Origin of the sequence: Rahnella sp. BIGb0603, assembly GCF_024808755.1 — a bacterium.
Classification (GTDB): domain Bacteria; phylum Pseudomonadota; class Gammaproteobacteria; order Enterobacterales; family Enterobacteriaceae; genus Rahnella; species Rahnella contaminans.
Genome location: NZ_JANUEX010000001.1, coordinates 636,795 through 650,362 on the forward strand (window position 1 = coordinate 636,795; position 13,568 = coordinate 650,362).

A 13,568-nucleotide genomic window follows, 5' to 3' on the forward strand; every position below is an offset into this window, starting at 1 on the left:
TTAAATCTTCACCTCTTTAATCACCGTTTTGCGGCGGCCGAAGACGAATTTACCCAGCGTCACCAGCAGAACGGCGCAAAGAATTACGCCTAACGCTACCCATTCGACTGGCGAAAGGGATTCACCGGCGAAGCCGATACCCAGCAAAACCGCGACTATCGGGTTCACATAGGCATAACTGGTGGCGACGGCGGGACGCACGGTTTTCAGCAAAAACATATAGGCGCTGATGGCAATCATCGAGCCGAAAACCACCAGATATCCCAGCGCCAGAAAGCCGCTGAGCTTCGGCGCGGCCGACAGATGTTCACCGGTGAGTCGGCTGGCAACCAGCAATACCACACCCGCAATAATCATTTCTGCCGCACCGGCCATCAGGCCAACCGGAAGGGTCAGGCGCGAACTCCACACCGAACCAAACGCCCAGCTCAGCGAGGCCAGCAGGATCAGCGCCGCGCCCCACGGGTTTCCTTCCAGATTGCTGCCGGTATTGAGCAGCACAATACCAAACAGGCCGATCGCCACGCCGGTCCATTCCAGACGGCTGTTGGGCATTCCCCACAGACGGCTGAAGCACAGCGTAAACAGCGGAACCGTAGCGACCATCACCGCGGCAATGCCCGACGGCACCTGCATATGTTCGGCGACAGTCACCAGACCGTTACCGACGGAGAGCAGCAAGATGCCCACCGCACCGGCGGCCATCCACTGTTTCAGCGTCGGGACTTTATGCCCGCGCAGCAGCAAAAAGGTGAACATAATGCATCCGGCAACAAAGAAACGCAGCCCGGCCATCATCAGCGGCGGCCAGCTTTCCACGCCCACGCGGATCACGAAATAGGTAGAACCCCAGATAAAATACAACGCAAACAGTGCTGCGATTAATGGCAGCAGGGAACGGGTCACAGAGGCAGTCATAGGAATAACTTATTAGCGTGATAATAAAGGCAAACAGTTAACGCTATTGGCCCGATTACCGGCAAGGGAATCTGTGCGATCGCGTCAAAATGTTGCTAAAAAGTTTCTGCATATGACAAAAAATGAGAGGCATTGGCGGTTAACGTAATTAGCGCATGAATAGTGTGTTGCAGGAGGAGGTAAACAATTTATAATTCGTCGTTCAAATTTCCGAGGTACTGCACATGAATTCGCTAGGCAAAAAATTATTTATCGCACTGTTCGGCCTGATGGCAATTGGCGCAATTGGTGGCGTGATGGTCGCGGGTTATGCGGTGGTGATTCAGGACGACGCCAAACCGGTCAGCGATAGCGACGCCCCTTCCGTAGTTCCGGCGCCGTCTTCGACGTCAGCGCACTGATTCACCGCCAGACCGCTGCTGCCACCGTTGCAGCCAGCGGCTCCAGCGTTCAAACAGCATATCCACGCAAATCGCCAGCAGCGCGACAATCACCGCGCCCTGCAAAACATACGCCGTATTAAAGCCGCTCAGACCGATAATAATCGGCGACCCCAGGCTTGATGTCCCGACCGTTGACGCAATCGCCGCCGTCCCTATATTGATGATCACTGATGTGCGGATACCGGCAATGATCACCGGCGCGGCCAGCGGGATTTCGACCTTTCTCAGCATCTGCCAGCGGCTCATCCCGACGCCCTGCGCAATTTCGCGTGCCGACGCTGGCACCGATTCAATCCCGGCAATGGTGCCCTGCAAAATGGGCAGCAGGCCGTAAAGCACCAGCGCGATTATCGCCGGTTTTTCGCTAAACCCCATCACCGGCACCGCCACCGCCAGCACGGCGACCGGCGGAAAAGTCTGCCCCATCGCCACCAGCGTTTCGATCAGCGAGCGGAATTCCTTGCCCGCCGGACGCGTGACACCCACGCCCGCCGCCACGCCGATCACCACCGCAATCAGGCTGGAAACACCGACCAGCAAGAGGTGCGCTTCCACCAGCGAGGCGAAGCTTTCCTGCTGATACACCGGTCTGCTGAGCGCGGGAAACATCCAGTGAAACAGGCCGCCGAGCGACGTCATGCCGAAAATCAGCGCCAGCAAAAGCGCCAGTACCCAGATGAGAGGATCCGTGAGAGCTCGCCGTAAGCCGTGTTTCATACAGCGTTCCCTGTCGTCGTCAGATCCGCAAAATGCAGCACACCGACCGGCTGCCCCTGCTCATCCACCACCGGCAGTTGCTGAACCTGTTGCGCGACAAATTTTGACAGCGCCTGGCTCAGGCTCATCGACGCCACCAGAGGTTTTTCATTACCGGCGTAATATTCGCCCTGACGTGTGCGCGAACCGACTTCCTGCAAGGACAGCAAACGAAGGCCCATATCGCTGCCGCCAAAGAAATCACGCACGAACGGCGTCGCCGGTTTGGTCAGCAATTCCAGCGGCGTGCCCTGCTGCACCACCTGCCCGTCGTTGAGCAGCACGATGCGGTCAGCCAGCGCCAGCGCTTCGTCGATGTCGTGCGTCACCAGCACAATCGTGCGGTGCGAGAGTTTATGAATACGCGCCACTTCTTCCTGCAACGTCGCGCGCGTTACCGGATCGAGCGCGCCGAACGGTTCATCCATCAGCAGCACTTCCGGGTCTGATGCCAGCGCACGCGCCACGCCGACACGCTGCTGCTGCCCGCCGGAAAGCTGGTGCGGATAACGCGTGCGGAACTGTTTCGGATCCAGACTCAGCAGTTCGAGCAATTCGGTCACGCGGTCGCGGATTTTGGCCTTCGGCCATTTCAGCAACTGCGGCACGGTGGCGATGTTCTCTTCCACCGTCCAGTGCGGAAACAGGCCAATCGACTGAATGGCGTACCCCATCCGGCGGCGTAAATCCTGCGCGCGAAATTTTTCAATCGGTTCACCGGCAAAGAGAATTTCGCCGCGATCGTGCTCTTCCAGCCGGTTGATCATCTTCAGCGTGGTGGATTTCCCCGAGCCGGACGTCCCGATCAGCACGGTGAATTCGCCTTTGGCCATTTCCAGCGTCAGGTCACGCACGACCGCCTTGCCAGCAAAGTGTTTACTTACCTGCTTGAAATGAATCATCTGCGTGAGGTTTCCAGTATTGAGACTGCGAATTTAAAAATGCTGTCGACCACGACGGCCATCAGAACCGCGGGGATCACCCCGAGCAACACCAGATCCAGCGCGCTGCTTAACAGGCCCTGGAACATAATCGCCCCCAGCCCGCCCGCGCCAATCAGCGCCGCGACCATCGCCATTCCGACGGTTTGCACCGCCACAATCCGGATGCCGGTGAGGATAACCGGCAGCGCAATCGGCATCTGGACGCGGAAAAAGACCTGCCCGCGGTTCATGCCCATACCGCGCGCGGATTCAATCACCGCTTCCGGCACGGAATCGAGCCCGGCAATCACGCCGCGCACCAGTGGCAACAGGGAGTAAAGCACCAGCGCGATAATTGCCGGGGCCAGCCCGATACCGCTGATCCCATGTTCGCCCAGCCACGGCAGCGCTTTTGCCAGCCCGGCCAGCGGCGCGAGCAGCAGGCCAAACAGCGCAATCGACGGCACGGTCTGAATAATATTGAGCACCGACAGCACCGGCCCGCGCCAGCGCACATGGCGGTGGCAGAGTAAACCGACCGGCAGGCCGATCAGCACCGCAGGCACCAGCGTGCCGAACAAAATCCCCAGATGCTGCCAGAGTGCGTCGTTAAAAACGTCTGAACGGTTGTCGTACTCTTTCAGCAGCGACAGCCCGGAAAGCTGGCCGTAAAACAGCAGCAAAACCACCGGGATCAGCATCTGGATATTGAGCAAAATGCGCAGGGTGTGATTGCGGGTAAAACGGGAAATGGCGTCGGAGGCAATCAGCAGACACAGCGCCGCTGCCGCCCAGAAACCGCCGCCGAGCGAGGTGCGCGCAATACTGTCTTCGTTGCCGCCGGTCAGTTGTACCGCGGTGTATCCGGCCAGCCAGACCAGCGCCGCCAGCAGAATTTCTGCCAGCAACATCACCAGCAAATGGCTGCGGCCAAACAACGTAAGAAAAGCGCTCACCACCAGCAATATCACCGGCAGAAGCACGAAAAAGGTATAGCCGTGGAGCAACGAGGCCAGCGAAATGCCCTGCCCCGACACCAGGCGGTTAGGCGCATGGCTGAGAAAGGCCAGACCGGAACCGGACAGCAATAACAGGAAAACCAGCGTCAGCAATACGCGGTTTTTAACGGGTGAATGATGAGCCAAAACGTTACCTGATTTCAGTGAACACGGCCCGCAGGCCGCATTCAGGGCGTCACTGCCCGATTATTTTTTAACGAAACCTTTGTCCTGCAAATATTTCGCCGCGACCTTTTTCGCATCCTGACCATCGACCGCAATTTTCGCGTTCAGCGTTTGCAGCGTTTTGGTATCGAGGGAAGCAAAGACCGGTTTCAGCAGATCAGGAATGTTCGGATGCGCTTTCAGCGCGGCTTCGCGGATGATTGGCGCAGGCGCATAAATGGGCTGCACACCTTTCGGATCTTCCAGCGTTTGCAGGCCGAGCGCGGCCACCGGGCCGTCGGTGCCATACGCCATCGCCGCGTTCACACCGGACGTTTTTTCCGCCGCCGCTTTTATAGTCACCGCCGTATCACCGCCCGCCAGCGACAACAGTTGTTGCTGATTCAGCTTGAAGCCGTAGGCATTTTCAAACGCCGGCAACGCATCCGGACGCTCAATAAACTCCGCCGATGCCGCCAGTTTGAAATCCCCGCCGCTGCTGATGAATTTGCCCAAATCGGCCAGCGATTTCAGGTCATGCGCACTCGCCACATCCTGACGCACCGCGATAGTCCAGGTGTTATTCGCCGGTGACGGATCAAGCCAGACAATCTTGTTCTGGTCGTAATCGAGTTTTTTCACTTTATCGAAACCGGCCTGCGCATTTTTCCACGCCGGATCTTTTTCATCGGAGAAGAAGAATGCGCCGTTACCTGTGTATTCCGGGTAAATATCGATTTCCCCGGCGGTGATCGCACCGCGCACCACTTTGGTCGTCCCCAGCTGCAATTTATTGGTAGTGTGAATGCCGTTGGCTTCCAGAACCTGAATAATGATGTTACCAAGGAGGGAACCCTCGGTATCAATTTTCGAGCCGACACGAACGGCATCCTCTGCGGCCTGTGCGCTGAAACTCAATGCCGAAACCAGCGCCAGCGCTGCCATGGAAACGCCCCGTACTCGCCCAGTTGTTACAGTCATGTTCTATCCTCTTATCGGGTTATGTTGGTTTTTGTCGCCCGGCGACTGCTCTGTCTTTCTGCTTTCATCTGAATAAACAAGCTGCTAACAAGAATAGTCCAATTTCGCGCAGGGGAATGGATGGTGAGCCATAAAAGCAGGCAGCGGTAGCTGAGTAAAATGCAAAAATGTTCGAAGCTTATCCGGTAAAACACTGAGCCGGAATCTTCTGTTTTCCCTTTAATAAGGAGAGCCAGATGTCCGTTTATTCACCGAAAAGAACCGCACCACGCATGATTGAAGCCGCCGTGGTCAGTGATAACCATCAGCTCAAATTTGAAAAGTTGCGCCTGAGCGCGCCGCGCCGTAATGAGGTGGGTGTCCGCATCGTTGCCTGCGGAATTTGCCACACCGATATCAGTTTTTTCTCGCCGGGCGCTGTTTTGGGCCACGAAGGCGCGGGGATTGTCGAGCAGATCGGCAGCGCGGTGACGACGGTAAAACCGGGCGATCACGTTGTGCTGTCTTTTCAGTCATGCGGCCAGTGCGACGCCTGTTCCGCGCACCGCCCGGCAGACTGCGAACATTTTTCTACGCTGAACTTTGGCTTCTCCCGCCTTGATGGCAGCAGCGCTTACCCTCCGGGCATCAGCGGGCATTTTTTCGGGCAATCCTCCTTTGCCAGTTACGCGCTGGTCACGGAACAAAATCTGGTGAAAGTCGGTAAATCGCTGCCACTCGCCACGCTGGCTCCGCTCGGCTGCGGCCTGCAAACCGGTGCGGGTACGGTAATGAATACGCTGAAAGTGAAAAAAAGCGATCGTCTGCTGGTCATTGGCACCGGTGCGGTAGGCATGGCGGCGGTGATGGCGGCAAAAATTGCTGGGGCAAAAGAGATTATCGCCCTCGATCAACATCAGCACCGGCGGGATCTGGCGCTGGAACTGGGCGCGACAGAAGCCATGAAAACCGGAAAGGAGCGTAGTCTGCGCGAAACTCTGGATTACGTTATCGATACGGCGGGCGTTTCCGCGCTGGATAAACTCGGGCAGGACGCGCTGAAAGACGGCGGCACCATGGTACGGCTGACCGGTACGGGCGGGGCAACGCTTTCGCGCGGGAGGAAAATACTCAGCGTGATCCAGGGCGACTCCGTGGCGCAGGCGTTCATCCCAAAAATGATTACACTCTGGCAGGCCGGGCAATTTCCTTTCGACCGCCTGCTGCATTTTTACGACTTTCAGGATATCAGTCAGGCTATTGACGATGCCGCCTGCGGCAAGGTGATGAAGGCCGTTTTACGCTGGCCTGCGCAGGCTTAGATCACTTAGCTTTAACTTATAGCCATTTGTTTTTACGTATCGCTGAATCAGGACTTGTGACCGGCATCACCTCGCCTCTATGCTGGTTTTTTTGTCAAAAAGCGTAAACACAACAATGTCTGATTCAATTGCGGCCTCTCCCGCCGCCTCTTCAGGGGATTACAGCGCAGATTCTGCGTCTGACAAACCGGTGGTGATTCGTTCTGCTGCCGATATTACTCAGTTAGTGAACCGTGGCGCCGCGAAAATCAGCGACGCGCGCATCGTGATAGCTATCGCACTGGGCGGCGTTTTCCTCGACGCTTACGACCTCGGTGCGCTGGCCTTCGGGATGAAAGATATCACCCGCCAGTTCGGCCTGACGCCTTCCGGCGCGGGCTTTGTCGCTTCCGCAATCACCTTCGGGGCGATTGTCGGCGCGCTTTTCGGCGGCTATCTGACCGACAAAATTGGCCGTTATCGTGTGTTCATGGCCGACATGTTCTTCTTTGTGATTGCCGCACTGGCCTGTGCCTTTGCGCCAAATGAATGGGTGCTTGGCGGCTCGCGCTTTGTGATGGGCCTCGGTGTCGGTATCGATTTACCGGTGGCGATGGCGTTTTTGGCGGAGTTCTCCAAACTTCAGGGGCGCGGCAATAAAGCCTCGCGCGTGGCGATGTGGTGCCCGACGTGGTACGCGGCGATCAGCGTTTCCTATCTGCTGGTTCTGCTGCTTTATGCGGTATTGCCGGCCACACACACCGACTGGCTGTGGCGTTTAATTCTCGGTTTTGGCGCGGTGCCGGCGATTCTGATTATCGCGATACGCCACCGTTACATGAATGAATCGCCGGTCTGGGCGGCGAATCAGGGCGACCTGCAAAGTGCGGCGGCTATCCTGAGAAAATCCTATAACATCAATGCGATTGTTGCCGATGATGCCGATAAAACGCCGCAGGTGAAAGTGCGCAAAGCGGCATGGCGGAATTACGGCACGCTGTTGCAGGGCATTTATCTGCGCCGCACCGTGCTGGCTACGGTGACCGCCGTCGCCTCGTCATTTGCCTACAACGCCGTGGCGTTCGGTCTGCCGGTAATTTTATCCAGCTTCCTGAAACAGTCGATGATCAGCACCATTTTGTTCTCGCTTGGCCTGAATCTGTGCTTCGCGTTTGTCGGCGGTCTGATTGCCGTGCGCTATGTCTCTAAATTTGGTGCATGGAAAATGACTTATGCCGGTTACGCCTGTCAGCTCATTGCGATGATCGGGCTGGCGCTGGTTGGCCGTCCGGCCGACGGCGGTGAAGCGGCAATTTCCATCGCCATGCTGGCATTGTTCCTGTTCGGACAGGGATTCGGTCCGGGCTCGCACACCATGACATTCGCTTCGCTGAGCTACCCGACGTCGCTGCGCGGCATGGGTGTCGGTTTCAACCAGACGCTGATGCGCGCCAGTTCCACCCTTTCACTGTTCCTGTTCCCGGTACTTTCCGCCGCGTTAGGCACCGGCGTGTTTTGGGTGATCGCGTTAGCGCCGCTGGCAGGACTCATCGTGCTGACAGCGGTACGGTGGGAACCGTCGGGGTATGACGTAGATGCTGAAGATTTTCAGCAGGAAATTAAACCAGTTTAGTTTTTGCCTTGCTCCTCCCCCTGCGAAGGGGGAGGTCGGGAGGGGGTTTTAAAAGCTAACGCCTTGTCTAAACAAACTTTAAATCTTGTTTTTGACCTTAATACCCCACCCCAACCCTCCCCTTCGCAGGGGAGGGAGCAGATCGGTATTCTTACTCATCTCTGTTAGAAAACCGAGAGAGTGACATCACATCACCGCGCTCCTCGGCGCAAACACAAACCCGATTCCATTCTCGATCATCGCGGCGACCAGTTCAAATCCGCCATTCGGTTTCCCTTTTGCGTATTCCAGTTCACTGGTAAATATCGGGCTGACCCAGAACTGATTCACCGGGTCGCCGTAAATCTCAGGCAGGTCCATTTTATCGGCCGGTCCGCACAGTGCGGAGGAAATGACGTGGCCTTCGAAGCCCAGAGGTGCCATCGGAGACATCAGCGTGTGGCCTTCGCCGAGCCAGCTAAGCGTGGTCCACGGGATTTGCGCATAACCGGACAGCGCGCTCGCCATCTGCACGGCGTTTTCTTCGGTCACGTACTCTTTCCCGACGGAAAACGCCAGTTCAATGCGGCGATGCTTTTCGGCTTCATCGTTGAAAATGATGTCGATTTGCGGCATCGGGCGGATACTCATACCGACGGTGAAGAAGTAATAATTCTCATCGTCTTCGTGCTGGGAAATCGCCATCGGAGGCCAGCTGCCCTGGTTAATCAGGTAATATTTCAGCGAAGGGCCAAAGCGATCTTCGTAGGATTCGAGCAGTTTTCGCTGGATTTTCGGCCACGGATTGCTGAATTCATTTTGCCAGTCACGCCAGAAAAGACGGGTTTTTTCTGCCAGCTCACACTGCGTATTGGTCGAGGCAGACCCCAGCGGGAAGGTCAGCGGGTTCTGCGCGATGCACCCGGCGGAATAACACACCGAGTGATCGATATACAAACTCCAGCCGGGGATCACCGCCAGCAGCAAACCCTGATACCACAACGCCGCGCCGTCATCGCTTTCGTTCCACAGGATCTGAATCTGCGACGGATCCAGCGGCGCTTCGCCTTCCAGATTGCGGCAATAAGGCGCGGCCAGCAGCGGCGCGATGCCCTGTTCGGTGGCGGCGGTGTCATCGTGCAAAGGCGCAGGCACCAGATTACGCACCCAGCAGGCACGCATTTTCGGAAAGCGGTCACGCAGATCTTCCCGGGCGAAAATGTAGAAATACACCACGCGGTTGTCCTGTTCGACCAGCGCGGTCAGGGTTTGTTTGTCGTTACTGACTTCAGCAACAATGTCGGACTGGCGCATATGACCTCGGCAATATTAGGAAGCTTATTATTCCCTGTGATGGTCAGTGTAGAACGGATAAGCCAGCCCGATAACGGGCAATATTCCCAAAAATCCCCGATAAATCATCAAAACACGCGCTTTTCACGCGAATGCGGTTTGTTACCGGCAGAATTGATTACCGGCAATAAAGTCGGAACAGTTGTGCCAGATGTGCCGCCATCGGCGTCAGCGTGGTGTCACGCCGCTGAATGAGATAGAACGTCGCGGTCGGCAACGGCAGATCCAAATCGAGTGCCACCAGGCTCTGGCCGATCACCGGATCGTTAATCACATCCACGGATAACACACTGAGGAAATCCGTTTTGGCAATCAGGCTGGTGCAGGACATAAACGTCTCGCAAATCACGCTGATATTCGGTTCCGCGTCCATCTCGCTAAACACTTCACTGAGCAGTTTGTAATAGCTTCCGCGCGGCGTCGGCATGGTCCAGTCGCAGTGAAGCAATTCTTTCATCGAACGCGCGTTTTGCATCGGGTGTCCGCGTCTGGCGACCACGCGGTACTCTTTATCCATCAGCTTTTCGTATAACAGCTCGTTATCAAAGGGACCCTGATAATAGGTGTTTACGGTAAAATCCAGCTCGCCCTGACGCAGTTCAGGGATCATCGACACCAGCTGGCCTTCTGCGATACGCACTTTCACATTGGGGAATTCCCGGTGAAAACGGTCGATCACCTCCGGCATTATGGTGCGCGCAATGCTGGCACCGACACCGATATTCACCCTGCCGCTGGTTCCGCCGAGGCGCTGGGCGATGTCTTCCTGTGCCACCCGCAGCTCTTCGAGAATCAGGCTCGCGCGTTTAAAAAACGCGTCACCACAATCGGTTAGCGTCACGCCCTGACGGCGGCGGACAAATAATCTCGCGCCCAGTCCTTCTTCCAGCTCTTTAATCGATTTGGTGAGCGCAGGCTGGGAAAGATTGAGCAGACGGCTGGCAGCGCGAATGCTGCCCTGTCGTGCTACTGACACAAACGCCCGCAGCTGATGCATTTTTATTTGTGATGGCATGAGATTCTTTGATAACCCCTGATTATCACTAAGAAGATTTTGGCATCTTATATGCCCTGATCGCTTTGTGTACATTGAAAAACACATAAGGCAGACGTTCGTCATAAAACGCTGACCGATACGACGGCAAAAATGCCGCGATGCAGTCCCTTCCGCCGGGCCTTTTCCTGCGGATTTTTCCTCCAAACGGCAACAAATTACGGGTTACTGGTTTGCGCTTCGCGCCTGCCGGTCTGGGTTTGTTGTGCCAGTTTTCGTGCTCCGGCGCGCACTCCCCCCAAACAAGATTTCCTCCTTTCTGCTTTTGGCAGAAAGCCTGCATGTCTGTAAAAAAGAGAGTCCGTGATGGTTAATGAGATTTCTGAACACGTTGAACAGCTGTTCCCTGCCCTGCAAACACAACGTCGTGACCTGCATAAATATGCCGAATCCGGCTGGCTGGAATTTCGTACGTCCACGCTGGTGGCCGACCGGCTGGAGAAACTCGGGTATGCGCTGAAACTGGGCAAAGACGTTATCGATGCGGATTCGCGCATGGGTTTGCCTTCTGCGGCCGTGCTGGCCGAACACGAGCAACGCGCGCTGGAACAGGGCGCAATTGCCCGCTGGATGCCGCATTTTTCCGGCGGTTTCACCGGCATTGTTGCCACGCTGGAAACCGGACGTCCCGGCCCGGTGATGGGATTTCGCGTCGACATGGATGCGCTGGATTTAAACGAGGTGCTCGACGAGGCGCACCGCCCGTTCCGCGAAGGATTTGCTTCTGCCAATCACGGCATGATGCACGCCTGCGGCCACGACGGGCACACCACGATCGGTTTAGGCCTGGCGGAAGTGCTGATGCAGGCGCGCGATAAGCTTTGCGGCACGATCAAACTGATTTTCCAGCCTGCGGAAGAAGGCACGCGCGGCGCGAAATCCATGGTCGCGGCAGGCGTGGTCGATGACGTCGATTACTTCACCGCCGTCCATATCGGCACCGGCGTTCCGGCCAATCATATTGTCTGCGGCAACGACACGTTCATGGCGACCACCAAGCTCGACGTGCGCTTCACCGGCGTGGCGTCGCATGCCGGTGGCAAACCGGAAGAAGGCCGCAACGCCCTGCTGGCAGCGGCGCAGGCCACGCTCGGTTTACACGCTATTCCCCGCCACAGCGGCGGCAGTTCACGGGTCAACGTCGGCGTATTGCAGGCAGGCACTGGCCGCAACGTAGTCGCCTCTTCCGCCATGATGAAAGTCGAAACGCGCGGTTCCACCAATGAGGTCAACGAATTCATTTATCAGCAGGCGCTGAAAGTGATTTCCGGCGCGGCCGAAATGCATCAGGTGAAATTCGACATCAAACTGATGGGCGCGGCGCAAAGCAGTAAACCAACGGCGGCGTGGGTCAATTACATCCATCAGCAGGCGGAAAAACTGGGTGAATTTGCAGAGATTATTGACCGTCAGGAAGGCGCGGCGGGATCTGAAGACGCGACGTACATGATGGAACGTGTGAAAGCGCGCGGCGGCGAAGCCTCTTACGTGATTTTCGGCACTGACCTGAGCGCAGGGCATCACAACGAGCTATTTGATTTCGATGAAAAAGTGATGATGCAGGGCATCAAAACGCTGGCCGCACTGGCGCTGAATATCGCTGAATTCAAAGGGGAAAACTGATGGCTGCTCAGCAAACGATTGTCAATTTCATCAGCGATTTTATCGATAACCAGCAACCGGCGCTGGCGGAAATCAGCGACGCCATCTGGGATCATCCTGAAACCCGTTTCGCCGAATCGTTCTCTTCAGCATTGCTGGCAGACAAACTGGAAGCCAGCGGATTTACGGTTGAGCGCGGCGTCGGTGGCATGGAAACCGCGTTCATCGCCAGCTTCGGCAGTGGCAAACCGGTGATCGCCCTGCTCGGCGAATTCGACGCACTGGCCGGGCTGAGCCAGAAAGCCGGATGCAACACCGCGCAACCGCTGATCGAAAACGGTAACGGCCACGGCTGCGGGCATAATTTGCTCGGGACGGCGGCGCTCGGTGGCGCGCTGGCGGTAAAAGCCTGGATGGAACGCGAAAAGATTCAGGGCACGGTGCGGTTTTACGGCTGTCCGGGCGAAGAAGGCGGTTCCGGCAAAACGTTTATGGCCCGCGAAGGCCTGTTTGGTGACGTTGATGCCGCGCTGACGTGGCATCCGGAAACTTACAGCGGCATGTTCAGCAACCAGACGCTGGCCAATATTCAGGCGTCGTTCAGCTTCAAAGGCGTGTCCTCACACGCCGCTGCTGCGCCACATCTGGGCCGCAGTGCGCTGGACGCCGCGACGCTGATGAACACCGGCTCCAACTTCCTGCGCGAGCACATTATTCAGGAAGCGCGGCTGCATTACGCCATCACCAATGCGGGCGGTATCTCGCCGAACGTGGTGCAGGCCGATGCGGAAGTGTTGTACCTGGTTCGCGCACCGCAGATGGATCAGGCGCAGGGGATTTTCGACCGCGTGGTAGATATCGCCAAAGGCGCGGCGCTGATGACCGGCACTACGATGTCGATGCGTTTTGATAAAGCCTGTTCCAATTACGTGCCGAACCGCACGCTGGAAAACGCGATGTATCAGTACGTTAAAGCGTTTGGCGCACCGCAGTACACGGATGAAGAACAGGCGTTTGCGGCGTCAATTCGCGCCACGCTGACGGACCAGGATATCGATAACAATCTGCTGAACATCTCCCGCACCAGCGGCGCAGAAGGGATGGCATTTGCCGAAACGCTGCGCACGTCACCCCTGACCGACGCCGTTGCGCCTTATGCACCGAACAGCAATATTCTCTACGGCTCCACCGACGTCGGGGATGTCAGCTGGCTGGTGCCGACCGCTCAGTGTTTCAGCCCGTGCTTTGCGGTCGGTTCGCCGCTGCACACCTGGCAGATAGTATCGCAGGGGCGCACATCAATCGCACATAAAGGCATGTGTCTGGCGGCAAAAGTGATGTCCTCCACGGCCATCGAGCTGTTCACGAAGCCTGATTTACTCGCGGCATGCCAGAAAGAGCGGGACGTCCTGCGCGAACGCCGTCCGTATCACTGCCCTATCCCGGCGGGCGTAAAACCTTCGCCACTCAAATAAATCACGAC

At 56.8% G+C, this 13,568-nt stretch carries 11 protein-coding genes and 1 pseudogene; 5 read left to right on the forward strand and 7 right to left on the reverse strand.

The genetic code is table 11. The annotated features are described in order from the left end of the window. Entirely contained in the window at positions 1-918 is a 918-nt protein-coding gene (gene yedA / locus M2403_RS03000; RefSeq protein WP_259228541.1) for a drug/metabolite exporter YedA, read from the reverse strand. A 224-nt stretch (positions 919-1,142) separates the two neighbouring features. Between yedA and M2403_RS24870 the strand changes: the two are divergent. Beyond that, positions 1,143-1,244 (forward strand): annotated as a pseudogene (locus M2403_RS24870) (hypothetical protein); the annotation flags it as partial. A 63-nt stretch (positions 1,245-1,307) separates the two neighbouring features. Here M2403_RS24870 and M2403_RS03010 read toward each other — a convergent pair. Genes M2403_RS03010 through M2403_RS03025 form a run of 4 tightly spaced genes read right to left on the reverse strand, consistent with a single transcriptional unit; the run spans position 1,308 to position 5,184 of the window. After that, on the reverse strand, positions 1,308-2,078 hold the full coding sequence (locus M2403_RS03010) for an ABC transporter permease (protein ID WP_259228542.1): 771 nt from the start codon (positions 2,076-2,078) through the stop codon (positions 1,308-1,310). Next, the gene (locus M2403_RS03015; RefSeq protein WP_152325526.1) at positions 2,075-3,019 is read right to left on the reverse strand and encodes an ABC transporter ATP-binding protein; all 945 of its coding nucleotides are present in this window, start codon (positions 3,017-3,019) and stop codon (positions 2,075-2,077) included. Before M2403_RS03015 ends, M2403_RS03010 begins: the two co-directional genes overlap by 4 nt. Further along, positions 3,016-4,185: an ABC transporter permease gene (locus M2403_RS03020; RefSeq protein ID WP_165059550.1), complete on the reverse strand. Its 1,170-nt coding sequence runs from the start codon at positions 4,183-4,185 to the stop codon at positions 3,016-3,018. Before M2403_RS03020 ends, M2403_RS03015 begins: the two co-directional genes overlap by 4 nt. 60 nt (positions 4,186-4,245) lie before the next feature. Continuing rightward, complete coding sequence (locus M2403_RS03025) at positions 4,246-5,184, reverse strand: ABC transporter substrate-binding protein (RefSeq protein ID WP_152325524.1); 939 nt, start codon at positions 5,182-5,184, stop codon at positions 4,246-4,248. 236 nt (positions 5,185-5,420) lie between these two features. Between M2403_RS03025 and M2403_RS03030 the strand changes: the two genes are divergently transcribed. Beyond that, the gene (locus tag M2403_RS03030; protein ID WP_259228543.1) at positions 5,421-6,485 is read left to right on the forward strand and encodes an NAD(P)-dependent alcohol dehydrogenase; all 1,065 of its coding nucleotides are present in this window, start codon (positions 5,421-5,423) and stop codon (positions 6,483-6,485) included. A gap of 115 nt (positions 6,486-6,600) precedes the next feature. Then, a complete protein-coding gene (locus M2403_RS03035) occupies positions 6,601-8,097 on the forward strand; it encodes an MFS transporter (RefSeq protein ID WP_259228544.1) in 1,497 nt (498 codons plus the stop codon). Positions 8,098-8,283: 186 nt separating this feature from the next. On the opposite strand, the gene M2403_RS03040 is transcribed toward M2403_RS03035, so the two are convergent. Continuing rightward, complete coding sequence (locus M2403_RS03040; RefSeq protein ID WP_152325521.1) at positions 8,284-9,390, reverse strand: suppressor of fused domain protein; 1,107 nt, start codon at positions 9,388-9,390, stop codon at positions 8,284-8,286. A gap of 157 nt (positions 9,391-9,547) precedes the next feature. Continuing rightward, positions 9,548-10,444, reverse strand: a complete 897-nt coding sequence (locus M2403_RS03045; RefSeq protein ID WP_152325520.1) for a LysR family transcriptional regulator — start codon at positions 10,442-10,444, stop codon at positions 9,548-9,550. Between the two features lie 345 nt (positions 10,445-10,789). Between M2403_RS03045 and M2403_RS03050 the strand changes: the two genes are divergently transcribed. Beyond that, the gene (locus M2403_RS03050; protein WP_165059547.1) at positions 10,790-12,106 is read left to right on the forward strand and encodes an amidohydrolase; all 1,317 of its coding nucleotides are present in this window, start codon (positions 10,790-10,792) and stop codon (positions 12,104-12,106) included. Beyond that, a complete protein-coding gene (locus M2403_RS03055) occupies positions 12,106-13,560 on the forward strand; it encodes a M20 family metallopeptidase (RefSeq protein ID WP_259228545.1) in 1,455 nt (484 codons plus the stop codon). The genes M2403_RS03050 and M2403_RS03055 overlap by 1 nt, the downstream gene beginning before the upstream one ends. Positions 13,561-13,568: the final 8 nt, after the last annotated feature.

Excerpts from the sequence above, each read along its gene's own strand:
- M2403_RS03040 (WP_152325521.1), bottom strand. The coding sequence starts at position 9,390 with ATGCGCCAGTCCGACATTGTTGCTGAAGTCAGTAACGACAAACAAACC.
- yedA (WP_259228541.1), bottom strand. The coding sequence starts at position 918 with ATGACTGCCTCTGTGACCCGTTCCCTGCTGCCATTAATCGCAGCACTG.
- M2403_RS03030 (WP_259228543.1), top strand. The coding sequence starts at position 5,421 with ATGTCCGTTTATTCACCGAAAAGAACCGCACCACGCATGATTGAAGCC.
- M2403_RS03035 (WP_259228544.1), top strand. The coding sequence starts at position 6,601 with ATGTCTGATTCAATTGCGGCCTCTCCCGCCGCCTCTTCAGGGGATTAC.
- M2403_RS03045 (WP_152325520.1), bottom strand. The coding sequence starts at position 10,444 with ATGCCATCACAAATAAAAATGCATCAGCTGCGGGCGTTTGTGTCAGTA.
- M2403_RS03015 (WP_152325526.1), bottom strand. The coding sequence starts at position 3,019 with ATGATTCATTTCAAGCAGGTAAGTAAACACTTTGCTGGCAAGGCGGTC.
- M2403_RS03055 (WP_259228545.1), top strand. The coding sequence starts at position 12,106 with ATGGCTGCTCAGCAAACGATTGTCAATTTCATCAGCGATTTTATCGAT.
- M2403_RS03010 (WP_259228542.1), bottom strand. The coding sequence starts at position 2,078 with ATGAAACACGGCTTACGGCGAGCTCTCACGGATCCTCTCATCTGGGTA.
- M2403_RS03025 (WP_152325524.1), bottom strand. The coding sequence starts at position 5,184 with ATGACTGTAACAACTGGGCGAGTACGGGGCGTTTCCATGGCAGCGCTG.
- M2403_RS03050 (WP_165059547.1), top strand. The coding sequence starts at position 10,790 with ATGGTTAATGAGATTTCTGAACACGTTGAACAGCTGTTCCCTGCCCTG.